This is a genomic window from Planobispora rosea (genome assembly GCF_014648175.1).
In the GTDB taxonomy this organism is placed as follows: Bacteria; Actinomycetota; Actinomycetes; order Streptosporangiales; family Streptosporangiaceae; genus Planobispora; species Planobispora rosea.
Map to the genome: position 1 here is coordinate 21,902 of NZ_BMQP01000055.1, position 22,187 is coordinate 44,088.

At 70.9% G+C, this 22,187-nt stretch carries 17 protein-coding genes and 1 tRNA gene; 13 read left to right on the forward strand and 5 right to left on the reverse strand.

All coding sequences use genetic code 11. The annotated features are described in order from the left end of the window. Positions 1–236: 236 nt before the first annotated feature. The 5 genes from IEZ08_RS35170 (at position 237) to IEZ08_RS35190 (ending at position 7,701) form a co-directional block, all read left to right on the forward strand. Positions 237–1,148, forward strand: coding sequence for a hypothetical protein (locus tag IEZ08_RS35170; RefSeq protein ID WP_176728368.1), 912 nt, complete (start codon positions 237–239; stop codon positions 1,146–1,148). 12 nt (positions 1,149–1,160) lie between these two features. Further along, positions 1,161–2,075 carry a class F sortase gene (locus IEZ08_RS35175; protein ID WP_068921127.1) on the forward strand — a complete coding sequence of 305 codons (915 nt, stop codon included), beginning with the start codon at positions 1,161–1,163 and terminating at the stop codon, positions 2,073–2,075. Beyond that, positions 2,072–3,673 (forward strand): DUF2079 domain-containing protein, encoded by a 1,602-nt coding sequence (locus IEZ08_RS35180; RefSeq protein ID WP_203863503.1) that lies wholly within the window; start codon positions 2,072–2,074, stop codon positions 3,671–3,673. Before IEZ08_RS35175 ends, IEZ08_RS35180 begins: the two co-directional genes overlap by 4 nt. Before the next feature lie 246 nt (positions 3,674–3,919). Continuing rightward, positions 3,920–6,328, forward strand: coding sequence for a rhamnogalacturonan lyase family protein (locus IEZ08_RS35185; RefSeq protein ID WP_189243897.1), 2,409 nt, complete (start codon positions 3,920–3,922; stop codon positions 6,326–6,328). Positions 6,329–6,555: 227 nt separating this feature from the next. Next, complete coding sequence (locus tag IEZ08_RS35190) at positions 6,556–7,701, forward strand: acetyl-CoA C-acetyltransferase (protein ID WP_068921128.1); 1,146 nt, start codon at positions 6,556–6,558, stop codon at positions 7,699–7,701. A 186-nt stretch (positions 7,702–7,887) separates the two neighbouring features. Here the strand turns inward: IEZ08_RS35190 and IEZ08_RS35195 are convergent, their stop codons facing one another. The 3 genes from IEZ08_RS35195 to IEZ08_RS35205 form a co-directional block, all read right to left on the reverse strand. After that, a complete protein-coding gene (locus IEZ08_RS35195; protein ID WP_189243898.1) occupies positions 7,888–8,058 on the reverse strand; it encodes a hypothetical protein in 171 nt (56 codons plus the stop codon). A gap of 325 nt (positions 8,059–8,383) precedes the next feature. Then, complete coding sequence (locus IEZ08_RS35200) at positions 8,384–10,258, reverse strand: acyl-CoA dehydrogenase family protein (RefSeq protein ID WP_068921129.1); 1,875 nt, start codon at positions 10,256–10,258, stop codon at positions 8,384–8,386. A 130-nt stretch (positions 10,259–10,388) separates the two neighbouring features. Continuing rightward, positions 10,389–11,120 carry a class I SAM-dependent methyltransferase gene (locus tag IEZ08_RS35205; RefSeq protein WP_068921130.1) on the reverse strand — a complete coding sequence of 244 codons (732 nt, stop codon included), beginning with the start codon at positions 11,118–11,120 and terminating at the stop codon, positions 10,389–10,391. Between the two features lie 348 nt (positions 11,121–11,468). Between IEZ08_RS35205 and IEZ08_RS35210 the strand changes: the two genes are divergently transcribed. From IEZ08_RS35210 to IEZ08_RS35220, 3 genes are all read left to right on the forward strand, one after another. Then, entirely contained in the window at positions 11,469–13,562 is a 2,094-nt protein-coding gene (locus IEZ08_RS35210) for an ATP-binding protein (protein ID WP_068921131.1), read from the forward strand. 242 nt (positions 13,563–13,804) lie between these two features. Then, complete coding sequence (locus tag IEZ08_RS35215) at positions 13,805–14,299, forward strand: RNA polymerase sigma factor (RefSeq protein WP_268249395.1); 495 nt, start codon at positions 13,805–13,807, stop codon at positions 14,297–14,299. After that, complete coding sequence (locus IEZ08_RS35220) at positions 14,286–15,215, forward strand: hypothetical protein (RefSeq protein WP_189243899.1); 930 nt, start codon at positions 14,286–14,288, stop codon at positions 15,213–15,215. Before IEZ08_RS35215 ends, IEZ08_RS35220 begins: the two co-directional genes overlap by 14 nt. Positions 15,216–15,357: 142 nt before the next feature. Here the strand turns inward: IEZ08_RS35220 and IEZ08_RS35225 are convergent, their stop codons facing one another. After that, entirely contained in the window at positions 15,358–16,386 is a 1,029-nt protein-coding gene (locus IEZ08_RS35225; protein WP_068921133.1) for an adenosine deaminase, read from the reverse strand. 273 nt (positions 16,387–16,659) lie between these two features. Here IEZ08_RS35225 and IEZ08_RS35230 point away from each other — a divergent pair, with 273 nt between their 5' ends. After that, on the forward strand, positions 16,660–18,663 hold the full coding sequence (locus IEZ08_RS35230) for an ATP-binding protein (RefSeq protein WP_068921134.1): 2,004 nt from the start codon (positions 16,660–16,662) through the stop codon (positions 18,661–18,663). A 43-nt stretch (positions 18,664–18,706) separates the two neighbouring features. Here the strand turns inward: IEZ08_RS35230 and IEZ08_RS35235 are convergent, their stop codons facing one another. After that, on the reverse strand, positions 18,707–19,915 hold the full coding sequence (locus IEZ08_RS35235; RefSeq protein WP_068921135.1) for a pyridoxal phosphate-dependent aminotransferase: 1,209 nt from the start codon (positions 19,913–19,915) through the stop codon (positions 18,707–18,709). A gap of 405 nt (positions 19,916–20,320) precedes the next feature. Between IEZ08_RS35235 and IEZ08_RS35240 the strand changes: the two genes are divergently transcribed. From IEZ08_RS35240 to rplK, 4 genes are all read left to right on the forward strand, one after another. Then, positions 20,321–20,393: transfer RNA gene (locus IEZ08_RS35240), tRNA-Trp, on the forward strand. Positions 20,394–20,468: 75 nt separating this feature from the next. Next, on the forward strand, positions 20,469–20,717 hold the full coding sequence (secE, locus tag IEZ08_RS35245) for a preprotein translocase subunit SecE (RefSeq protein ID WP_068928349.1): 249 nt from the start codon (positions 20,469–20,471) through the stop codon (positions 20,715–20,717). Between the two features lie 85 nt (positions 20,718–20,802). Further along, positions 20,803–21,636 carry a transcription termination/antitermination protein NusG gene (gene nusG, locus IEZ08_RS35250; protein WP_068921136.1) on the forward strand — a complete coding sequence of 278 codons (834 nt, stop codon included), beginning with the start codon at positions 20,803–20,805 and terminating at the stop codon, positions 21,634–21,636. A gap of 116 nt (positions 21,637–21,752) precedes the next feature. Beyond that, positions 21,753–22,184 (forward strand): 50S ribosomal protein L11, encoded by a 432-nt coding sequence (gene rplK, locus IEZ08_RS35255; protein ID WP_068921137.1) that lies wholly within the window; start codon positions 21,753–21,755, stop codon positions 22,182–22,184. The last annotated feature ends 3 nt before the right edge of the window (positions 22,185–22,187 follow it).

A 22,187-nucleotide genomic window follows, 5' to 3' on the forward strand; every position in this document is an offset into this window, starting at 1 on the left:
CGGTCGTCCCCGCCGCCACTCCGGCGCTGATCGTTCCTTGAACCCGGGGAGGGGTTTTGCTGGGCGGTCACCCCTCCCACTCATGATCTATTGGGACACAAGAGAATCTATGCCCCTTTTACCAACGGGTTCCCGCTTCGGGGCGAGGCTCCGTAAGATCTAGACGGACCGTGACCATTGGCTGGAATTGCGGGTAGTGTCCCCGCCGGTCAACCGCACTGAAATGGAGACAGACCGTGCTGAAGTCCAAGACGCGGCGGCGCGTCATGGCCAAGACGGCAGCCATCGGAGCGGTGGGTGCGGGACTTTTCTTCGGGGCTGTTCCTGCGCTCGCCTCCATGGTGGCGGCGCCCAAGCCGGTGACCTACGAGTGCCAGATCGGAGCGGCCGGGGGTCCGACCGCCACCATGAAGTTCCAGATGGATCTGACCGGCCCGATCGATCCGACGCCGAGCTCCACGATCGTCGCGACCTGGAAGATCGGCCAGCCCGCGGCCTCGCCCAGCCTCACCGCGCCCTCGGCGTTCCCGACTCCGGGAAGACTCCTTGTCGAAGCAGATGTGGCAATCAGTGCCAGTCCCATGATCGTCCCCTCGGAGCTCCGCTCAGTCGCGGCGTCCGGAGCTCCTGCCACGATGAGCCAAGGTGCCATGCTCCAGCCGCCGAACCTACTGATCACGATGACCCCGACGGCACCCGGCGTCATCGCCGTGCAGCCGGACGGGTTCTCGCTCTATATGGCGCCAACGAATACGGCTGATCCTGAGGCCACGCTGTACGACTGCACGGTGGACCCGGCCGCGACGGCTGAGGCCGCGGCGGCGGCGCTGCGGATCACGGTGAAGCCGTCCACGGCGGCCACGGGGACCACGACGCCCACGACCACTCCGACCAGTCCGACCTCGACGCCCACGACCGCCACCCCGTCGGTGAAGCCGACGATCACCGTTTTCGAGACCGTGACGGCGAGCCCCACGAGGAGCAGGACGGGCCAGATCGGCAGGACCCCCGGTGGCGGGGCCGCCACGGGCGGGGGCGGGGACGCGGGCCCCGACGCCCGGGTGATCATGCTTGCCGGTGCGCTGATGGTGGGCGGGGCCGCGATCGGCGGGCTGGCGCTGCGGCGCCGTACGGCCGCCCGAGGCTGATCGGAGCCGGGGATGACCACGCCGACGCCGGACGGCCGGTGGCCGGGACCGCCCGCGGGCCGCGGGGGGCCGGGGCAGCCGTACCCGCAGCAGCGGCCCGGTCACCCGCCTGGCCGGCAGCCCGCCTACCGTCAGGCCGCTCCCCAGGGGCCCGGCTACGTCCCGCCGGGTTACCCCCCCTCCGGGTACGGGCCCGGGTACGGCGAGCCGTACGAGGACCCGGTCGGCGGCGGCCGGGCGCTCCGCTCCGTGCTGGTGCTGGCGGCGGTCGCCGGGGCGGTCACGGTGCTGGTCGGGCTGATCTTCATGCTCTCCTCGCCCGAGGAGTACGGCCTGGCGGACCAGCGGACCGCGTTGCCGCCCCGGGCGCAGCAGAACACCGCCGCGCCCGCGAACCCCTATTTCCAGGCGCCCGCGACCGCGCCCCCGCCGCAGCCGACCGTTCCGGCGGCCCCGGCGATGCAGCCCTCGACCCCGGTGCGGCTGGTCATCCCGCGTCTCGGCGTCAACGCGCCGATCAAGTCCGTCGGACTGGACAGGCGAGGTGCGATCGAGGTGCCGCCGGTGAACAACGCCAACCTCGTCGGCTGGTACCGGGAGGGGCCGACGGCGGGGGAGGCCGGGCCGGCGGTCATGCTGGGGCACAAGGACACGCGGACGGGAAGCGCGGTGTTCAGCCGCCTCCACGAGATCCGCAACGGTGACATCATCGAGGTGCACCGGCAGGACGGGGTGATCGCGGTGTTCACGGTGGGCGGCCTGGAACAGGCGGAGAAGTCGGTGTTCCCGACGCAGCGGGTGTACGGGACCTATCCCAGCCCGCAGCTCCACCTGATCACGTGCGGCGGGACCTACAACCGCTCGACCGGTCACTACACGGACAACGTGATCGCCTACGCCACGATGACGAGCACCCGCCGGTCATGAGCGCGGGCATCGTTTCCGGGACCGACGAGACCGGGAAGCCGGAGGGGCCCCGGGAGCCCGGGGATTCCGCGGAGCCCTCCGGGCCCGGGGAGTCAGGGGAGTCAGGGGAGTCCGGCACCGCCGGGGAGGCGGGCGCGGGGGAGACGTCGCGGAGGTGGTGGAACCGGCCGCACCTGCCGCCGCTCCTGGCGATCGCCGTCGTCGCCGCGGCCGCCTACTCCGTACTCGGCCTGGTCAAGCTGGCCACCTTCCGGGCCAGCACCTTCGACCTGGTCATCTTCGATCAGGCCGTGCGCGGCTACGCGGGCTTCGGCCCGCCGCTGGAGCCCTCGGTCGGCATGTACTACGGCCAGGGGATGGACTTCATCCAGCTCGCCGACCACTTCTCGCCGATCGTCGCCCTCCTGGCCCCGCTGTACTGGATCCACGACGGACCGGAGACCCTGATCATCGCCCAGGCGGTGCTGCTCGCGCTGGCCGTGATCCCGATCTGGCACTACGCCGAGCGCCGCCTCGGCGCCAGGAGCGCGTACCTCGTCGCGGTGGCGTACGCGGTGTCGTGGCCGGTGGCGCAGGCCGCCGGGTTCGACGTCCACGAGGCGGCCTTCGCCCCGCTGCTGAGCGCGATCATGATTGAGCGCTCCGACGTCGGCCGGATGCCGGCGGCGGCGCTGGCCGCGTTCGGCCTGCTGCTGGTCAAGGAGGACATGGGCCTGCTCGTGGCGGGCTTCGGCGTCTACCTCCTGCTCACCCGCAGGCGGCTGTACGGGGCCGCGTTCGTCCTGTTCTCGCTCGGGGCCATGGTGATGATCCGCAGCGTGCTGATGCCGCTGGCGGGATCGGGCGAGACGGGTTTCCACTGGGCCTACGGCAGGTGGGGGCAGACTCTGGGAGAGGTGGCTCTCGGCCTCGCGCGTGACCCGCTGGGCGCGCTGTGGCAGTTCGTCAGCCCGGAGGTCAAGGTCGACACGCTGGCCCTCCTGCTCTGGCCGGTGCTGCTGACCGCGCTGCTGTCGCCGCTGACGCTGGCGGCGCTGCCGCTGGTGGCCGAGCGGTTCCTGGCCGACCGGCCGCAGTGGTGGGGGCCCGAGCACCACTACAACGCCTTCGTCGTGGCGATCCTGTTCTGCGCCGCGGTGGACGGGGTGGACCGGCTCGGCAGGTGGCTCGGGGTGAGGGACCGCGGGTGGTTCCGCGGCCGGGAGGCGCGCCGGGAACTCGGCAGCCACTGGGCGGTCGGCGTGTGCCTGATCGGGATCACCCTGATCCCCCGGTTCGCGCTGGGCAACCTCGTCGAGTGGTCCTTCTACGAGGGCGACCCGCACGTCGCGGCGGCCCGGGAGGCGGTGGCCGAGGTCCCGGACGGGGTGGTGGTGGAGGCCGTCAACCACGTCGGCCCGGCGCTCACCTCGCGGACGACGGTACTGCTGTGGGGGGCGACCGCGTACGGCTCGCCGTGGATCGTGGCCGACGTCGACCGCTGGACCTTCCCGTTCCCCTCGCACGACGTCCAGCGCCAGCGGGTCGAGCAGGCCCTGCGGGAGGGCTACCGCAAGGTCTACGAGCGCGACGGTTACGTCGTGCTGCACCGGCCCTGACCGCTCTCGCGCGGTTCCGGCGTGTACGTTTCATCCGCCCGGCATCCCGGACGGAGTCCTGACCTCGTCTTCTGAGCGTCGGTGAGCGTCGGCCTGAACGCAGCCCGCCGCGGCGGGCCGACCTGTGCGTATCCTCGTGCGCACGTCCGCCAGGGGATCGAAATGCCGAGAGCTTTGCCCTAGAGTGTGGCGCGTATTTCGGACATACCGGGAATAGACAACAATCTTTCTCAAAAAGGAGGGAAGATGGCGTTACCCGGCTCTGCGCACCGAACACGCCTCGCCGCATTGGCCCTGGTGGCCGTCGGCGGCACCCTGGCGACGGGAACCGCGGCGGCGGCGTCCGCCCCCGCCGCCGGCCCGTACGTTCTTGTGAACGCTAACAGCGGCCTGTGCCTGGACGTGAACGCCAAGAGCACCGCTGACGACACGCAGCTCGTGCAGTACCCCTGCAACGGCGGGAGGAACCAGGCCTGGGAGCTGTCGGACGTCTCCGGCGGCCAGAGTCTGACCGCCGCGCACAGCGGCAAGTGCGCCGGGATCAAGGACGACAGCACCTCCGCGGGTAAAGCCGTCGTTCAGCAGGCCTGTGGGGAAAGCGCATTCCAAGGCTGGAGACTCGAAGCGGTGAGCGGCTCGGTCTACCGGGTCGTCAACACCGGCAGCGCCAAATGCCTCAACGTCAAGGACGGTTCCACCGCCACCGGTGCCGTCGTCCAGCAGAACTCCTGCGACAGCGCCACCAGTAAGCGCTGGACCCTGAAGGCCGCCGGAACCGCCCCCACCCCGACAGCCACTCCCACGGCGTCCCCCACCGCGTCCCCCACGGCGACACCGACGAAGACGCCCACCGCGACTCCGACGGTGACTCCGACGAAGACGCCCACCGTGGCCCCGACGACGATCCCGGCGGGCGCCAGGCAGGCGGAGGACCTGGACCGGGGCCTGATCAGCGTGCGCTCCGGCACCGGCAACCTGGTGTCCTGGCGGCTGCTGGGCACCGAGGCCGCCTCGACGGGCTTCAACCTCTACCGCGGCGGCACGAAGGTCAACTCCTCGCCGATCACCGGCTCCACCAACTACCTGGATACCGGCGCCGCCGCCGACGCGGTCTACACCGTGCGGGCCGTGGTCGGCGGCGCCGAGCAGGCCGCCTCCGAGCCGTCGCTGCGCTTCGGCAACGGCTACCTGGACGTCCCCATCCAGGCGCCCGCCGGCGGCACCACGCCGGACGGGGTCGCCTACACCTACGCCGCCAACGACGCCGGCGTCGGCGACCTCGACGGTGACGGCCAGTACGAGTTCGTGCTGAAGTGGGACCCGTCCAACGCCAAGGACAACTCCCAGTCCGGCTACACCGGCAACGTCTACGTGGACGCCTACAAGCTCGACGGCACCCGGATGTGGCGCGTCGACCTGGGCCGCAACATCCGCGCCGGGGCGCACTACACCCAGTTCCAGGTCTACGACTACGACGGCGACGGCCGGGCCGAGGTGGCCATGAAGACCGCCGACGGCACCAGGGACGGCACCGGCAAGGTGATCGGCTCGTCCTCGGCCGACCACCGCAACTCCTCCGGCTACGTCCTGGCCGGTCCGGAGTACCTGACCATGTTCAACGGCCGGACCGGCGCCGCGGTGTCCACGGTGAACTACGACCCGCCGCGCGGGACCGTCTCCTCCTGGGGCGACTCCTACGGCAACCGGGTGGACCGGTTCCTGGCCGGCACCGCCTACCTGGACGGGCAGCGCCCCTCGCTGATCATGTCGCGCGGCTACTACACCCGCGCCGTGATCGCCGCCTGGGACTTCCGCAACGGCACCCTGACCAAGCGCTGGACCTTCGACTCCAACTCCAGCACGACCTACGCCGGGCAGGGCAACCACAGCCTCACGATCGGCGACGTGGACGCCGACGGCCGGGACGAGATCGTCTTCGGCTCCGCCGCCGTCGACGACAACGGCTCGCCGCTGTGGAACACCCGCAACGGCCACGGCGACGCGGCGCACCTGGGCGACCTGGACCCGTCCCGGGCCGGCCTGGAGTACTTCAAGGTCAGCGAGGACTCCTCCAAGCCCGGCTCGTGGTTCGCCAGCGCCCGCACCGGTCAGGTGCTGTGGTCCACCGCCTCCGGCGGCGACAACGGCCGCGGCGTCTCGGCCGACATCTGGGCCGGGAGCCCGGGAGCGGAGTCGTGGTCGGCGCGGGACACCACGCTGCGCAGCACCACCGGCGCGTCCCTGGGCCGGGAGCCCTCCTCGATCAACTTCCTGGCCTGGTGGGACGGCGACCCGGTGCGCGAGCTGGTGGACGCCACCCGCGTCGACAAGTACGGCACGGGCGGGGAGACCCGGCTGCTGACCGCCTCCGGCGTGCACTCCAACAACGGCACCAAGTCCACCCCGTCGCTCTCCGGCGACCTGTTCGGCGACTGGCGCGAGGAGGTCGTCTGGCCGACGGGCGACAACACCGCCCTGCGGATCTACAGCACGCCCCACCAGACCGACCGGCGCATCCACACGCTGATGCACGACACCCAGTACCGCGTGGCCATCGCCTGGCAGAACACGGCCTACAACCAGCCGCCGCACCCGGGCTTCTTCATCGGATCCGGCATGTCCGCCCCGCCGCAGCCCAGGGTCTACCTGCGCTGACCCCGCGCCGATCCTGCTCCGCCACAGCGCCGGCGGATGCCGCGGTCCCCGTCCGGTGCCACCGGGCGGGGACCTCTCGTCTCCCGCGCGGATGTGAGTGTTATGGCAATCACAATCATCCTCCCCGGGGAGGGCGTAGACGGATGTTCTGTTGTAACCTCCTACTGACCGAATAATGCTCGGTTTGCATCGTCCGGTCTGAGTAGGGACGGAACCCAGGAGGCACTGTGGCAGAGGCGTACATCGTCGGGGCGGTCCGTACCCCGGTCGGAAAGAAGAAGGGCGGCCTGTCCACCGTCCACCCCACGGATCTGGCCGCGCACACGCTCAAGGCCCTGATCGACCGTACGGGCGTCGACCCCTCCGCGGTGGAAGACGTGATCATGGGCTGCGTCATGCAGTTCGGTCCGCAGAGCATGGACATCGCGCGCAACGCCTGGCTCTCGGCGGGTCTGCCGGAGAACGTCGCCGGCGTGACCATCGACCGCCAGTGCGGCTCCTCCCAGCAGTCGATCCACTTCGCCGCCCAGGGCGTCATGTCCGGCACCCAGGACCTCGTGGTGGCCGCGGGCGTGGAGTCCATGAGCATCGTGCCCATGGGATCGAGCATCACGGCCGCGCTGGAGAAGGGCATGCCCTTCCCGTTCGGCGAGGGATGGGTCGAGCGGTACGGCAAGCAGGAGATCTCCCAGTTCCGCGGCGCCGAGCTCATGTGCGAGAAGTGGGACCTCAAGCGGGACGAGCTGGAGCGCTTCGCCTACGAGAGCCACCAGCGGGCGGCCAAGGCCATCGCCAACGGCTACTTCAAGGACCAGATCGCCCCGATCAACGGCGTCGAGGACGACGAGGGCCCGCGTCCGGACACCACGCTGGAGAAGATGGCGGAGCTGAAGACCCTGCGCGACGGCGGCCGGATCACCGCGGCCACCTCCTCGCAGATCTCCGACGGCTCCGGCGCGGTCCTGATCGCCTCCGAGCAGGCGGTCCGCGACCACGGCCTGACCCCGCGCGCCCGCATCGTCACCCTGGCGCTCACCGGCGACGACCCGGTCTACATGCTGACCGCGCCGATCCCGGCGACCCAGAAGGCGCTGCAGCGCTCCGGCCTGTCGATCGACGACATCGACGTCACCGAGATCAACGAGGCGTTCGCCCCCGTCCCGATGGCGTGGATCAAGGAGATCGGCGCCGACCCGGCGAAGGTCAACCCGAACGGCGGCGCGATCGCCCTGGGCCACCCGCTCGGCGGCACCGGCGCGATCCTGATGACCAAGCTCCTGCACGAGCTGGAGCGCACCGGCGGCCGGTACGGCCTGCAGACCATGTGCGAGGGCGGCGGCCAGGCCAACGTCACCGTCATCGAGCGGCTCTGACCATCTGATCGGGAGCCGCGAGCGGCGCCGGGGACGCGAGGGCCGGACCAACCGGCCGCGTCCCCGGCGCGGCCACGACACGACGGGTGGCGCCGGGGCTGGCGGGCTCCCGGCGCCACCCGTTGAAGAGTCGAGGAAAGGAAGACGCCGCGGTCCCGTAGTGGGCGGGACCGCGGCGTCTCCTCTTCAGCGGCCGCCCTTGCCGGGAATCCGGCGCGGCTGCTGGGTCGGCCTCATCGGCACATGCGGCTTGGGCATCTGCCGGGGCGCTGGTGGCATGGCCCGCTGCGGGAGCGGGAGATCGGTGGTGCCGGGCTTCTTCTTCCCGGACGGCTTCGTGCCGGAGTGGATTCGCATATGGACTCCTTCAGGATCTGTGACGACGCGGCGCCGCGTGAGGGCCGTGCCGGAGACTCAGCTGCCGCGTCAGGCGAACGGGGCCGGAGAGCTGAGCGCGGGCGGATCAGCACGGGCTGATCGACGCCTGCTTCCTAGGAGTTAATCCACATGCCGTCGACGGTATGCCGGGGCTCCCGGGGCGTGCAAGCCATTTGATTCCCGACGTGTCCGCTGCGGGGCCGGCCCGGCGGAGCACGGCGGGCACGGGGACGGGTGCGGGGACGGGTGCCGGGATGGGTGTGGGTACGGCGGGGCGCGGACCGTACCCACACATCCGGGGAGCTCAGCGGATCGGCCGGTGCGTGTTCTCCTCGGCCGACGGCCCGTGCTCGGCGGCGGCGATCCACGGTCCCTCGATCGAGGGATCGAGGATGCCCTCCTCCAGGAAGTCGTAGCGTCCGTCCAGAAGGTACCGCGTCAGCCGTACGTCACGGGCGTCGGTGTTGGACCAGAGCCGGCGGAACAGCGCGTCGGCGCGCAGCCGCGCCTGCCGGCAGAAGACGTCCGCCAGTTCGGTGGGCTTGCACCCCAGGTCGGCCGCCTCCTCCTGGGCGCGCACGCACGTCGCGGTGATCGCGAACAGCTCGGCGCCGATGTCCACGATCCTGCCGAGGAAGCCCTGCCGGTACTCGAGGCGTCCCTGCCAGCGCGACATCCCGTAGAAGGTGGAGCGGGCGAGCCTGCGGCTGGTGCGCTCCACGTAGCGCAGGTGCCGGGCCAGCGGCCCGAACTCCGCGTAGGCCCCGGGCCGGTTGCCCGTGCCCGCGACCAGCGTGGGCAGCCAGCGGGCGTAGAAACCGCCGGCGCGGGCGGCGGCGCGGGCCTTGTCGCGGCCCGTCACCGACGGGTCGATGACGTCCCCGGCCGCCGACAGGTGCGCGTCCACCGCCTCGCGGGCGATGAGCAGATGCATGATCTCGGTGGAGCCCTCGAAGATCCGGTTGATCCGGACGTCGCGGAGGAGCTGCTCGGCGGGGACCCCGCGCTCGCCCCGGGCGGCCAGCGACCCGGCCGTCTCGTAGCCGCGCCCGCCCCGGACCTGGACCAGCTCGTCGGCGACCCGCCAGGCCATCTCCGAGGCGTACAGCTTGGCCAGGGCGGCCTCGATCCTGATGTCGTTGCTCTCGTCGTCGGCCATCCGGCAGGTCAGGTCCATCACCGACTCCAGGGCGTAGGCCGTGGCGGCGATGAAGGCGACCTTTCGGGCCACCGCCTCGTGCTCGCCGATCCGGCGCCCCCACTGCACCCGCTCCACCGCCCACTCGCGAGCGATCTTCGCCGCCCACTTGGCGTTCCCGGCGCAGGAGGCGGGCAGCGACAGGCGCCCGGTGTTCAGCGTGGTCAGCGCGATCTTCAGACCCTGCCCCTCGCGGCCGATCAGGTTGGCGGCCGGGACCCGGACCCGGTGGAACCGCGTCACCCCGTTCTCGATGCCGCGCAGGCCCATGAACGCGTTGCGCCGCTCGACGGTGATCCCGGGGCTGTCCGCCTCGACCACGAACGCGGAGATGCCCGTGCCGGTCCGGGCCATCACCACCAGCAGGCCCGCCACGACCCCGTTGGTCGTCCAGAGCTTCACGCCGTCGAGCACGTAGTCGTCGCCGTCGCGCGTGGCCGTGGTCCCCAGCCGGGCGGGGTCGGAGCCGACGTCCGGCTCGGTCAGCAGGAAGGCCGAGATCTCCCCCTTCGCGCACCGCGGCAGGAAGGCGCGCTTCTGCTCCGGGGTGCCGAACAGCTTCAGCGGCTGCGGCACCCCGATCGACTGGTGCGCCGACAGCAGGGTGCCGACGGCCCCGCAGTACGATCCGGCGAGCATCAGGGCCCGGCCGTAGTAGAGGTGGCTGAGGCCCAGCCCGCCGTACTCCTCCTCGATGGTGATCCCGAACGCGCCCAGCGCCGCGAGCCCCTTGATCACCTCGTCCGGGATCCGCGCGGTCCGCTCGATCAGCGCCGGGTCCACCCGGGTGTCCAGGAACCGGCGCAGGGTGCGCAGGAACTCCTCTCCCCGCTTGGTCTCCTCGTCCGCCAGGGCCGGAGGGGGGTAGACCAGGTCGAGGCGGAAATCACCGAGAAAGAGCTGCTTGCCGAAGCTGGGTCGGACCCATGCCTTCTCACGGGCCTGCTCGGCCACCTCGCGTGCCTTGGCGTACTCGGTCATCGTGACCTCCTCGGGCGCGGATGCAACCGACGTTACGCCCGGGTAGGCATCCCGAGAAGGGGCGGGTGGCCCGGAGCGCCACTCGCGCGCGTGTGCCCGCGCCGGGAACCGTTGGAGGACCGGGGGCGCGTCAGCGCGGGACGCGGGCCACGCAGAAGACCGTCTGGCCGAAGGGCGGGCGGACGAAGCGCTCGATGAAGCGGGTGGCCGGCACGACCGTGCGGTCGTAGATCTTCACGAGACGGGGGTCGGGGTAGCCGACGCCGCCCCGGCGGACCGCCGCCCACCAGGCGATGCCGCCCAGGAAGTTGATCGGCTTGAGCACGTCGATGTCGAGCCCGGCCTTGGAGACCGTGCTGCGCAGCGTGGCGGGGGTGTAGCGGGTCACGTGGCCGACCTTGCGGTCGAAGTCGCCGTAGAGCTGCATGTAGCCGGGGACCCAGATGACGATCCGGCCGCCGGGGAGGGTGACCGCGGCGAGCGAGCGCAGGGCCTCGACGTCCTCCTCGATGTGCTCCAGGACGTTCATCATGACGACGGTGTCGACCTTCTCCCCGATGGGGATCTCGGTCGGCAGGCCGAACTGCAGCACGTCGACGTCGTCGTGGTCGGCGAAGCGCTTGGTGAGCTGCTCCACGCAGTAGGGGTCGAAGTCGCTGACCACCAGCCGGTCCAGGCGGGGCAGGAACTGCTCGGCGAAGTGGCCCAGGCCGGAGCCGATCTCCAGCAGGGAGCGACCCACGTGCGGGGCGACCATGTCGAACTCGTACTGCCGGTAGTTCTTGGCCTCGTCGCCACCGAGGTGGTTCTCCAGGGCCCCGTCGCCGGCCGCGGGTTGTACTACGCGGTCATACCCAGACATGCGTTTCCGTCCAGCTCGCAGAAAACCGTGGCGCGGCGGCCACGGTCAGGGACAGGCAGAGTCTAGTGCGCCTTCCTTCGGCGCGGTTCATCGAACTCGGCTCTGATCATGAAGGTCCGGCGAGGGGTCCACAAGATCCAACTTATCATATTTTGTCATCGTTTAGGGTGAATCGGTTTATAAATGCGGGTGACTCATATTTTTAAAGAAGGCTGAGAAGAACTCCAGCCCTATTGCGGGATGAGATTTACCACCGAGAAGAAGAAATCCCTACCCGGTGTCCCCCGGCGCCCCCAGGCGTGACTCTGGCCAGGTTTCATGGCTCTCACGTGGAAGGAGCGCGAACGGATGCCGAATCCATGGTGGCGGGGGAACCTCCCTACGGAGACGTGCAGCTTCATCGGCCGCGAGGCCGAGGTCGGAAAGCTGTCAAAACTGCTGGCCGAGACATCTCTGGTCACGATCGTCGGCGCCGAAGGCGTCGGAAAGTCGCGGATCGCCGTGAAAGTCGCGGAGGAATGCCGTGACTCCTATCTGGACGGCGCCTGGCTGGTCGAGCTGTCCGGCGAGCGCAACGGCGACCTGCTGCCGCACACGGTCGCAGCCGTCCTGGGACTCCGCGAGGAGTCGACCAGGCCCCAGCGGGAGGTGCTCCTGGACTTCCTCGCGGGCAAGAAGATCCTCCTGCTGCTCGACACCTGCGAGCACCTCCTGCCCGCCTGCCGAGAGCTGGTGGCCGCGGTCCTCGCCCGGGCGCCCGGCGTGCGGATCGTCACGACCTCCCGGCAGCCCCTCAACCTGCCCGGCGAGGCGATCCTGCCCCTCGAACCCTTCCCGGTCCCGAACCCCGCCGAGCCGGCCGGACCCGCTGAGCCCGCTGAGCCCGCCGGGCCGGAGGAGAACGACGCGCTCCGCCTCTTCCTCGACCGTGCCGCGGCCACGGCGCCCGGTCTGGCCGGGGACGAGACCGGCCTGCGGGCCGCCGTCCGGATCTGCCGCCGGCTCGGCGGCATCCCCCTCGCCATCGAGCTGGCGGCCGGACGGCTGAAGACCATGCCCCCGGACCTGCTCGCCGAGCGCCTGGACGGCCGGTTCGCCGCGCTCTCCGCCAACCGCGCCCTCGTCTCCCACCACCAGACGCTGCGCACGGCCGTCGGCTGGACCCACGACCTGTGCAGCCGCGAGGAGCGCCTGCTCTGGTCGCGCCTGTCGGTCTTCGCCGGCCCCTTCGACGCCGAGGCCGCCGTCTGGGTCTGCGGCGACGAGCACCTGCCGGACGTGCCGGCCGTACTGGCCGATCTCGTGGAGAGCTCGTTGCTCATCCGGGTCCCCGGCGGATACCGGCAACTCGACACCGTCAGGGAGTACGGCAGGGAGGGGCTGGCCCGGCTCGGCGAGGAGGAGCGGCTCGCCCTGCGGCACCGCCACTACTACCTCAACCTGGCCCGCCGGGCCGACGAGAACTGGTACGGCCCCGACCAGGAGGAATGGGCCAAGAGACTCAACTTCTCCATCACCAACCTCCGGCTGGCCCTCGACTCGGGGTCACCGTCCAGCTCCATGTCCATCGAGCTCGCCGGGACGCTCTGGATCCTCTGGTTCTGCCTCGGCCGCATGCAGGAGGGCCGCTACTACATGAAGCGGGCGATCGAGGCGGCGCCCATCACCGACCCCAGCCTGCCCAAGCTCCTGTGGGCCGACGGCTGCGTGGCCATGGCCCAGGGGGACCTGGAGTCCGGCCGCCACCGGGCCGAGGCGGCGCTCGCCGCCGCACTCGACTGGGGTGACTACGCGGCCGCGGGGCACGCCCAGCTCCGGCTGGCCACCCGTTCCCTGTGCGTCGGCGCCCTGGACGAGGTCGAACCCAGCATCCAGCGGGTGCGCGAGCATTTCCGGAAGGCGAAGATCATGACCGTCGGCGAGCCGCTCGCCCTGGTGACCGTGGCCATGGCGGCCACCTGGCAGGGGAATTTCGACAAGGCCATCACCGTGCTGGAGGAGACCCAGCGCCTGTGCGACGGCCGTGGCGAACGCTGGGCCCGGGCCTACGGCGACTACGTGCTCTCCATCGCCCAGCTCGGCCTCGGGCGGGTGGAGGAGGCCGAACGCGCCGCCCGGCAGTCGCTCGACGCCAAGTGGCGGCTCCGGGACACCACCGGAGTGGCGCTCGCCCTCGACCAGCTCGCGATCATCGCCGCGGTCCGGGGCGACGGGCACCGTACGGCACGGCTCCAGGGTTCGGGCATGCGGCTGTGGACGACGTTCGGGCTCAAGGGGTTCGGCTCGGAGAGCATGTCGGAGCCGAGGACCGTGGCCGAGCGCACCGCACGCCAGCTGATCGGCGACGAGAGCTACGACGCCGCCTTCGCCGAGGGCCACGACGACGATCCCGACGCCGCGGTGGCCTACGCCCTCGGCTATTTCCCGGACTCCGAGTCCTGACCCTCCGGGTGCCGCGGGGCCTTTCCCGTCTCCGCGGGGCTTTTCCCGTCTCCCGCGGTCACCCGGACGGCGCCGCGGCCCCGACCATGATCCGGGACTTCCGCTGAGGGGGCCTCATGCGATGGAATCTGTCAGAACATCCGGTGGTGCACCCTGTTCGGGACGGCTGAAGGAGCCCCGAGACGGACGACGACGAGGCGATCGCCCGGTCCCTGGCCGGTGACCTGTCCGCCTACGAGGTACTGGTCACCCGCTACAGCGCGCTCGCGCACCGCACCGCTGCGATGCTCGGCGCCGGGGACGAGGCCGAGGACGTGGTCCAGGAGGCGTTCGTCAAGGCCTACCGCCACCTGGCCACCTTCCGCCGTGACGCGCCCTTCCGCCCGTGGCTGCTGCGGATCGTCGCCAACGAGACCCACAACCTGACCCGCTCCCGGGGCCGCCGCGCCGAGCTCACCGTCAAGCTCACCGGGTTCGGCCGCCCGGGAGCCGAGGACCCCGCGGACCCGGTGAACCCCGAGGGCGCCGTGGTCGCCACCGACCGTCGTGCCCGGCTGCTCGCGGCGGTGCGTACGCTTCCCGAGCGGGAACGTCATGCCGTCGTCTGCCGGTATTTCCTGCAACTGTCGGAGGCCGAGACCGCCCAGGTGCTCGACCTGCCCGTCGGAACCGTCAAGTCGCGGACCTCCCGCGGCCTGGCCCGGCTGCGTGAGGAGGTGGACCGTGACCTCGCCTGACGAACCCGACGACATCGACGGCATCGACGACACCGACGGCATCGATGACATCGAGGTCATGCTCCTCGCGCTGGGCGACTCCCTCGACATCCCCGCCCCGCCCCCCGCCGAGACGGCCCGCGCCGTACGGGCCCGCCTCGAAGCCCTCCCCGAGGACGCCCCCGCCCCCTCCGCCCCGGAGCCGTCACCTGCGGATCGGTCCCTTCCGGCGCCTTCCGCCCCGGAGCCGTCGCCGCCCGCGGATCCGTCTCGTCCCGCGCCGCGCCCTCGCCGCGGGTGGCGCCTTCTCCCAGCGCCGGTACGGCGGGCAGAGCGTACGGCGGGGCCCGGCGCCCGTGTACGGCTGCGGCGTGTCGTGATCTCGGTGGTCGCCGTCCTCGTCGCCCTGTTCTTCGGGGCCACCCCCGTCGGACGGGCCGCCGTGGTCGAGATCCTCAGGTTCGCGGGGATCGAGCTGCGGACCGGCGATCCCGGGCCGCTGCCGTCCGGGAGCCCGAGCCCGCTGCCCAGGGAGGGCGTGACCACCCTGGAGGAGGCCCGCCGGCAGGTCGTGTTCCCGATCGTCGTCCCCGCGGAGCTCGGGGAGCCGGACGAGGTCAGGATCAGCGACCGCGGCAGGGTGGTCTCGATGGTGTGGCCCGGCGTCAGGCTGGACCAGTTCGACGGCATGCTCGAGGTCGTCTTCCGCAAGGAACTGGGCCCGCCCTGGCCCGAGGAGACGACCGTGGACGGCTCGCGGGCGTCGTGGATCCCGGCCAAGCACGGGCTGTCCTACCTGCCCCGGGGAGGCGGGCCGCCGGTCGCGACCCGGCTTTCCGGCCCCACCCTCATCTGGCAGCGCGGCGGGGTGGGCCTCCGCCTGGAGGGCGTCCCCGACCGGGAACGAGCGCGCGAGATCGCCCAGTCGGTCCAGTGACTCACCCCGACCGACCCTCCTCGACCCGCCCCTTTCCGGACCCGCCCTCCCTCAGGCCGCCCCTTGAGCCCGCCTCCTTGAGCCCGGCCCCCTGAACGCGGGTCCCTGAACGCGGGTCCCTGAACGCGGGCCCGGAAACCGGTCAGGCTGCCGGGCCGTCCGCCGCGAGCCAGTCGTCGATCCCCTTCAGCATGTCCTTGCGGACCGTCTCCGGAGCCGCCGACCCCCGGACCGACTGCCGCGCCAGCTCGGCCACCTCCGCGTCGCCGAAGCCGTACACCCGCCTGGCCAGCTCGTACTGGGCCAGCAGCCGGGAGCCGAACAGCAGCGGGTCGTCGGCACCGAGCGCGATCGGCACCCCCGCCTCGAACAGCCGCCGCAGCGGCACGTCCTCGGGGCGTTCGGCCACCCCCAGTCCGACGTTCGACATCGGGCAGACCTCGCAGGTGATCCGCCGCTCCGCGAGCAGCTCCATCAGCCGGGGCGACTCCGCCGCCCGCACCCCGTGTCCCACCCGGTCGGCCCCGAGGTCCTCCACGCACTCCGCCACGCTGTGCGCGCCCAGCAGTTCCCCGCCGTGCGGCACGGCCAGCAGCCCCGCTCCCCGGGCGATCCGGAACGCCCGGTCGAAGTCGCGGGCCCGGCCGCGGCGCTCGTCGTTGGAGAGCCCGAACCCGACCACGCCCCGGTCCATGTACTGCACCGCGAGGCGGGCGAGCGTCCTGGCGTCCAGCGGATGGCGGGTCCGGTTGGCCGCCACCACGACCGCGATGCCGATCCCCGCGTGCTCGGCGGCCCGGTTCACCGCGTCCAGCACCAGCTCCAGCGTGGCCGTCAGCCCGCCGAACCGCTGGGCGTACCCGGACGGGTCCACCTGGATCTCCAGCCACCTCGACCCCTCGGCCGCCTCGTCCTCGGCGGTCTCCCGCGTCAGCCGGTAGATGTCCTCCGGCCGGCGCAGCACCGAGCGCGCGATGTCGTACAGCCGCTGGAACCGGAACCAGCCCCGCTCGTCGGTCGCCCGGAGCCGGGGCGGCCAGTCCTGCTCCAGGGCGTCCGGCAGGTGCAGGCCCTGCTGCCGAGCCAGCTCCACCAGGGTGGAGTGCCGCATGGAGCCGGTGAAGTGCAGGTGCAGGTGGGCCTTGGGAAGGTCGCTGAGGGGACGTGGCATTTCCATATGCTGCCGTACCTCCCCCGTCCCAGGTCCCCGACTCCCCGCAGACCGTCCGGTGATTTCCGTCTCGGGCGGCTCGGCCCTGCGGGTCGGGGCGAGAGGACGGAAGCGCCGGAAAGCCGTGAAAACCAGGAAGGCCGGAAAACGTCGTCAGCCTCGCGGAGCCCGCAAAGCCTGAAAAGACGGGGAAATTCGTCGACGGGGTTTCGGGTGTACGGGCATTCGTGCGACGGTGAGAACACGAACAGTCGGTACGACGCCGGGGCTGCTATGGGAGCGGATGTCTTCGTCGGCAGGCAGACGGAGCTGGCTGACATCTGTGGCCTGCTCGGCAGGGCGGGGCACGTCACCCTGACCGGCGTCGCCGGGGCGGGCAAGAGCCGCCTGGCGCTGCACCTGGCCGAGCCACTGGAACGGGAGTCCCCGGGATACGTCCACGTCGTGGACCTGTCCGAGACGCCGGACGACATCCTCTCACTGGCCGAGGCCCTCGCCGCGTCATTCGACCGCGGGAGCCGCGGCAGGGAGCGGCCGGACGCGCCCGGGGAGAAGCACACGGCCGATGCCCGCGGACGGTCCCGCCGGTCCGCGATGGAGACCGTGGTCAACGAGCTCCGTGGCAACCCCGGGCTGATCGTCCTGGACGGCTGCGACCGCGTCGCCTACACCGCGGGGATCCTGGTGGACCGGCTCCTGCGGGAGGTCAGGGGAGTGCGCGTCCTGGTCACCAGCAGGCAGCCGCTCGGCTTCCCCCACGAGAACGTCTATCCGATCGAGGGCCTGCCCACGCGGGACGCCGTCGACCTGCTCGTCACCCTCGCCGGGGACAGGCTGGGTGAGGCCGATCCGGAGGATCTCTGCCGGCGGCTCGACAACCTCCCGCTGGCCATCGAGATGGCGGCGGCGGCCCCCGACCCCGCGTCCCCCCGGCACGGCGCCCTGCACGACGCGCTCAGCCTCAGCTACGAGCTGTGCGGCCCCGAGGAGCGCCTCGTCTGGGCCCGCCTGTCGGTCTTCTCCGGGAGCTTCGACGCCGAGGCCGCCCAGTACGTCTGCGACGCCGGCGACCTCGGCCCCGAGCGGGTCCTCGACGCGCTGCTCGACCTGGCGGCCAGATCCGTCCTCAGCCGCGAACAGGACGGCCGCGGCACCCGCTACCGCCTGCTCAACGCCGTGCGCCGGTACGGCGCCATCCGACTGGACGAGCGGGGCGAGAGCGACGGGACCCGCCGCCGTCACCGGGACTTCTTCCTCTCCCTCGCCCACCGTGCGGCCCTGGGCTGGCGTGAGGACCAGCTCGCCTGGTGCCGCAGGATCCAGCCCGACCTCGCCAACATCCGCCTGGCCGTCGAGTACTGCTACGGCCGGCCCGGCGAGGCGGGCAAGGGTCTCGATCTGATCGCCTCCCTGTGGTTCCTGTGGATCTGCTGCGGCCGCCACGACACCGGATACGCGCTCCTCCAGCGCGGCCTCGACCTGGAGCACGAGCCGGGGCCCGAGCGGACCAGAGCTCTGTGGGTGCACACCTGGATGCTGATCCAGCACGGTGACCTGGAGGGCGCCGAACGCACCCTGGCCCAGTGCACGACCGGGACCGGCGAATGGGACGCCACGGCCTACATCAGTCACTTCCAGGCCCATCTGGCGGTCGCCAGGGGAGACCTGGCCGAGGCCATGCGGCTCATCAAGGACGCCAGGGTGGGTCATCGCTCGGCCGGCGACCTCTTCCCGGGATTCCTGCCCACCTACGTCGTCGTGGCCACCGCCCTGATGCTCGCCGACCGGAACGAGGAGGCCGTGTCCGTGCTGTACGAGGGCCGGGAGCTCTGCGGTTCCTGCGGTGACTACTGGACCCTCGCCCGCCTCGATCTGCTGCTGGCCCAGGCCGAGCTGTCCCTCGGCAACACCACGGCCGCCACCGCCTCCGTCCGGGAGTCCCTGCGCGGGGCCCGGCTGTTCGACGACACGATCGCCCTCGTCGAGGGAATCGAGACGTTCGCGGTGATCGCCGAGAACGACGGTGACGACACGTTCGCCACGGTCCTCCTCGGTGCGGGGACCGTGGCGAACGGGACCGTCATGGCGGGGATCAGACGCCCGCCCGTGCTCGCGGGCATGCTTGAGCGGTCCGAGGCGAGGCTGCGCGGCCGTACCGACGAGAAGGAGTACGGACGGCTCATCGAGCTGGGCCGCGCGACCTGCCTGCGGACCGCTGTGGAACACGTGCTCCGGGGCGTCGTCGGGCCCGGCGACGAGGCGCCCGAAGACGACTGAGTCCGGACGTCAGCGTGTCCCGGAGATCAGCGTGTCCCGGAGATCAGCGCGCTCCGGACAGGAACTTGGCGACCCTGCTGACGCCCTCGGCGAGGTCGTCGTCGCCGAGGGCGTAGGACAGCCGGAAGTAGCCGGGGGTGCCGAACGCCTCGCCGGGGACGAGGGCGACCTCGGTCTCCTCCAGGATGATCTCGGCGAGTTCGAGGGAGGTCTGCGCGCGCTTGCCGTCGCCCAGGTCCCTGCCGAGCAGCTGCTTGACCGAGGGGTAGACGTAGAACGCGCCCTTCGGCTCGGGGCAGACCACGCCCGGGATCTCGTTGAGCATGCGGACCATGGTCTGGCGGCGGCGGTCGAAGGCCTCGCGCATCCGCGCCACGGCGGACAGATCGCCGGTGACGGCCGCCAGGGCGGCGGCCTGGGCCACGTTGGAGACGTTGGAGGTGGCGTGCGACTGCAGGTTGGTCGCGGCCTTGACGACGTCCTTCGGGCCGATGAGCCAGCCCACCCGCCAGCCGGTCATCGCGTAGGTCTTGGCGACGCCGTTCAGGACGACGACCCGGTCGCCCAGCTCCGGGACGGCGGTGGCGATGCTCGTGAAGCGCGCGCCGCCGTACGTGAGGTGCTCGTAGATCTCGTCGGTGACGACCCACAGGTCGTGCTCCGCGGCCCAGCGGCCGATCGCCTCCACCTGCTCCGGCGTGTAGACCGCGCCGGTCGGGTTGGAGGGGGAGACGAACAGCAGGACCTTGGTGCGGTCGGTGCGGGCGGCCTCCAGCTGCTCCACGCTCGCGAGGTAACCGGTGGTCTCGTCGGTCACCACGTCGACCTGGACGCCGCCGGCCAGCTTGATCGCCTCGGGGTAGGTCGTCCAGTAGGGGGCGACGACCAGGACTTCGTCACCCGGGTCCAGCAGCGTGGCGAACGCCTCGTAGACCGCCTGCTTGCCGCCGTTGGTGACCAGGACCTGGGCCGCCTCCACCCGGTAACCGGAGTCGCGGAGGGTCTTGTCGGCGATGGCCTGCTTGAGCTCGGGGAGACCGCCGGCCGGCGTGTACTTGTGGAACCTGGGGGTCCGGCACGCCTCGACGGCGGCTTCGACGATGTAGTCCGGCGTCGGGAAGTCCGGCTCGCCGGCGGCGAAGCCGATGACCGGACGGCCCGCCGCCTTCATCGCCTTGGCCTTGGCGTCCACGGCGAGCGTGGCGGACTCGGAGATCGCGGAGATGCGCGCGGAGATGCGAGGACGGGTCATGCCCCCATGGTTACAGACCGGTTGCGGTGTTCCACTGCTTATCCGCCATCCGGACGGCCCGAGGTGTCGTCCGGGCGCCGTCTCCGACCCCGTCCCCGTCTCCGCCCCTCTCCCCGTCCCCGTCTCCGGCTCGTCTCCGGCTCCGTCTCCGTGAGAACTTTCGGGAGGCGTCCGTACGTACGTCGTGATTTTTTGGGAGCCGCGGAAGCTCTCCGTACGGTTTGCGCGGTATGCCGTACAAGGCGAAAAAAGACCACTGACCTGGGAAAGTGTCCTCCGGTTCGACGTGGAGGCCATTCCCCCGTAGACTCCGGCGTGGCCTCGCCGCCGAACGCGTGATCGTCGGCCTGGCTGGTGAGCCACGGACAAACTTCGGGTCAACCGGGGTATGGTGGTTCATGTCTTAGGGCACTGGCGCAATTGGTAGCGCACCGGTCTCCAAAACCGGCGGTTGGGGGTTCGAGTCCCTCGTGCCCTGCGAAGAGCGGTCCGCGCATCAGGGCGTCTAGCGCGCCGCTGATAGGCGTTGGATACGACGGATCAGGTGAGGACTGTGGCGATCGACACGCGCGGCGAGACCGCAGACAGGCCGAGCGGCGAGAAGAAGACGAAGCGCACTTCTCCCGCCCTTTTCTATCGGCAGATCGTCGCTGAGCTGCGTAAGGTCATCTGGCCTACGCGCAAGGAACTCATTTCTTACACCATCATCGTCCTGGTCTTCGTTCTGATCATGGTCGGGATCGTGTCCGGGCTCGATGCGCTGTTCACCGAGGGCGTGCTGAGGATCTTCGGCGGATCCTGAGCCGGCGCCCGGCGGGCCGTCCCGCCGAGAGCCCAGCCCCTCCGCAAGTCCAGTCAGCCCATCGACGGAAAGAGAAAGAGCCACCGTGTCCGAGTCTTCACAGCCGGCCGGCGAGTCCCGCGACGAGTGGGAGGGCGAGCCGGAAGAGGCCATCGACGCCGTGGAGGGCTCGCTCGACGAGTCCGATGACGCTGACGTCGATGAGACCGACGTCGACGAGTTCGACGTTGCGGAGACCGACGCCGAGGACGGCGCCGAGACCGAGGAGGCCGAAGAGGCCGAAGAGGTCCCGGTCGGCGCCGTCGACGAGGACGGTGACGTCCTTCCCGACGTCGATCCGGTCGAGGAGTTCAAGCGCCAGCTGCGCGGCCAGTACGGCGAGTGGTACGTCATCCACTCCTACGCCGGTTACGAGAACCGGGTGAAGGCCAACATCGAGACCCGCACGCAGTCCCTCAACATGGAGGACTACATCTTCCAGGTCGAGGTGCCCACGCACCACGTGACCGAGGTGAAGAGCGGCAAGCGTCAGCTCGTCAAGGAGCGGGTGCTCCCGGGTTACGTGCTGGTCCGGATGGAGCTCACCGACGAGTCGTGGTCCGCGGTGCGGAACACGCCCGGTGTGACCGGTTTCGTCGGTCTGTCGAACAAGCCCAGCCCGCTGAGCATCGACGAGGTCGCCAAGCTGCTGGCCCCGGAGCCCACCGAGGAGACCAAGAAGACGACCGTCAAGGCCGCCGCCGCGACCGTCGACTTCGAGGTGGGCGAGTCCGTCACCGTCATGGACGGCCCGTTCGCCACCCTGCCCGCGACGGTCAGCGAGATCAGCGCCGAGTCGCAGAAGCTCAAGGTGCTCGTTTCGATCTTCGGCCGCGAGACCCCGGTCGAGCTCTCGTTCAACCAGGTCTCGAAGATCTGACGCTGTCGCATAAACTAAGACGTTCGGTGGCCGTGTTTCGCGAAGCACGGCCTCCGACATGTTCCCCGTGTCTGCGGGGGACCGCATCAATCCGATGAGGACCCGGAGAAAATCTCATGCCTCCTAAGAAGAAGATCGCGGCGCTGGTCAAGGTCCAGCTTCCCGCTGGCCAGGCCACGCCCGCCCCGCCGGTCGGTACCGCCCTCGGTCCGCACGGCGTCAACATCATGGACTTCGTGAAGCAGTACAACGCTGCCACCGAGGCCCAGCGCGGCAACATCATCCCCGTTGAGATCACCATCTTCGAGGACCGCAGCTTCACCTTCGTCACGAAGACGCCCCCGGCGCCGGAGCTGATCAAGAAGGCCGCCGGTGTGGCGAAGGGCTCGGCCGTCCCGCAGAAGGACAAGGTCGGCAAGCTCACCCGGGAGCAGCTGCGCCAGATCGCCGAGACCAAGATGCAGGACCTCAACGCCAACGACATCGAGGCCGCCGAGAAGATCATCGCCGGCACCGCCCGGTCGATGGGCATCACCATCGCCGACTAGCCG

Coding starts and splice junctions, on each gene's coding strand:
- IEZ08_RS35175 (WP_068921127.1), top strand. CDS start 1,161: ATGACCACGCCGACGCCGGACGGCCGGTGGCCGGGACCGCCCGCGGGC.
- IEZ08_RS35180 (WP_203863503.1), top strand. CDS start 2,072: ATGAGCGCGGGCATCGTTTCCGGGACCGACGAGACCGGGAAGCCGGAG.
- IEZ08_RS35185 (WP_189243897.1), top strand. CDS start 3,920: ATGGCGTTACCCGGCTCTGCGCACCGAACACGCCTCGCCGCATTGGCC.
- IEZ08_RS35195 (WP_189243898.1), bottom strand. CDS start 8,058: ATGCGAATCCACTCCGGCACGAAGCCGTCCGGGAAGAAGAAGCCCGGC.
- IEZ08_RS35200 (WP_068921129.1), bottom strand. CDS start 10,258: ATGACCGAGTACGCCAAGGCACGCGAGGTGGCCGAGCAGGCCCGTGAG.
- IEZ08_RS35205 (WP_068921130.1), bottom strand. CDS start 11,120: ATGTCTGGGTATGACCGCGTAGTACAACCCGCGGCCGGCGACGGGGCC.
- IEZ08_RS35210 (WP_068921131.1), top strand. CDS start 11,469: ATGCCGAATCCATGGTGGCGGGGGAACCTCCCTACGGAGACGTGCAGC.
- IEZ08_RS35225 (WP_068921133.1), bottom strand. CDS start 16,386: ATGCCACGTCCCCTCAGCGACCTTCCCAAGGCCCACCTGCACCTGCAC.
- IEZ08_RS35230 (WP_068921134.1), top strand. CDS start 16,660: ATGGGAGCGGATGTCTTCGTCGGCAGGCAGACGGAGCTGGCTGACATC.
- IEZ08_RS35235 (WP_068921135.1), bottom strand. CDS start 19,915: ATGACCCGTCCTCGCATCTCCGCGCGCATCTCCGCGATCTCCGAGTCC.
- rplK (WP_068921137.1), top strand. CDS start 21,753: ATGCCTCCTAAGAAGAAGATCGCGGCGCTGGTCAAGGTCCAGCTTCCC.